Source organism: Veillonella sp. CHU732 (assembly GCF_003992085.1).
Lineage (GTDB): Bacteria > Bacillota > Negativicutes > Veillonellales > Veillonellaceae > F0422.
Map to the genome: position 1 here is coordinate 1 of NZ_RQVC01000033.1, position 1,301 is coordinate 1,301.

Below are 1,301 nucleotides of genomic sequence, written 5' to 3' on the forward strand. Positions count from 1 at the left end.
GGCTCTTTGTCAAATGTGGGGGCTACTCATGTAAAAGCTTTTAGCGCTAGCTATGGAAATAGCTAGCGCTATTCTTTTTGCTTAACATAAGTATACGAACTCTAAAGCGTTCAAAATGGCGTAACCCATAACTTATTCTCTTTAATACTTTAATTTTGTTATTACAACCTTCAGTAAATCCATTGGAATATGGTAATACAAAGGCATTGACAATTTGAGGGAACCAATTAGTAAAAGATAGTTTAAAATTGTTAAATTCTACTAAATGGCTTCTTTCTACTATGTTCAGCCATAACTGTAAATGTCTTTCGATGTTATGAATGCTAAAGGTTTTAAATACCTTTCTAAAGGCTAATCTAAGTCCATAAGCAATCCGTAAATCATCAGAGATACGTAATATTTCCTGTAGTTTTATCTGTTCGCTTTCAGTTAATCTGTCAGGATTTTTCATAAGTATTCTTCGGTTATGTTTGAGCATTTTAGAATGTGCTACTAATATCTTTTGCTCTCTCTTGCGTACTCGTTCTACAGCCCAATCTACTAAGCGACATACATGATAGCGATCAGCTACAATATGTGCATGAGGAAACATAGTTTGCATCACTAACTTAAATAACGGAGACATGTCCATAATAATATATGTAACTTGTTTTCTAGCTTTTCTAGAAAAGCTAGAAAAATACTGAATTAGTGCATTAGTATCTCGTTTAGGTAAAATATCTACGATGGAATGATTCCTTACATCCGTAATGATAACTTGGTATACTTGACCTCCAGCATTACCTTTATACTCATCGATACCTAATACAGTAGGTAGACTCTTTGGCTTAGGAATAGCTAACTTAGAACAATATCGAATGACTGTAGATACAGAAATGTCACTGCGCTTAGCCATCTCGGTAAAAGACCCTTTTTCACTAAATTGCCTAAATAGATATTCCATATTACTTTTACTAATTTGCAAATAACGGCTAACAAAAGGATTCTTTTCTATGAAAGTATGATGACACTCCTGGCATGTGTAGCGTCTTTGTAAATATGTAGCAGTCACAGGATGATGTTGTATAACACCAAATTTAACCTCCCTAGATCGTTTACCTTTAGACTTTCTAGTGCTCTCTCCACAATGAGGACACACTTGTTCAGCTACCGGCATCTCAAGAGTAAAGTGAACAGAACCGTCCTCATTTACTCTTGTATGTTTGATATATTCCTCTTTAATTTTAAAGATAATTTCTGTATAATTAACTGTAGACATATATGACTCATCCTTTCTTAATTGTGTGGTTACTTTTATGATA

Annotated in this window: 1 protein-coding gene; it reads right to left on the reverse strand. The window is 34.0% G+C overall.

Annotation, left to right across the window (positions count from 1 at the left end; genetic code table 11):
• Window positions 1–46: 46 nt before the first annotated feature.
• Window positions 47–1,258 carry an ISL3 family transposase gene (locus EO121_RS08555; protein WP_127167427.1) on the reverse strand — a complete coding sequence of 404 codons (1,212 nt, stop codon included), beginning with the start codon at window positions 1,256–1,258 and terminating at the stop codon, window positions 47–49.
• Window positions 1,259–1,301: the final 43 nt, after the last annotated feature.

What these genes read in the sequence shown, in the direction of transcription:
- EO121_RS08555 (WP_127167427.1), bottom strand. Translation starts at nt 1,258, where the DNA reads ATGTCTACAGTTAATTATACAGAAATTATCTTTAAAATTAAAGAGGAA.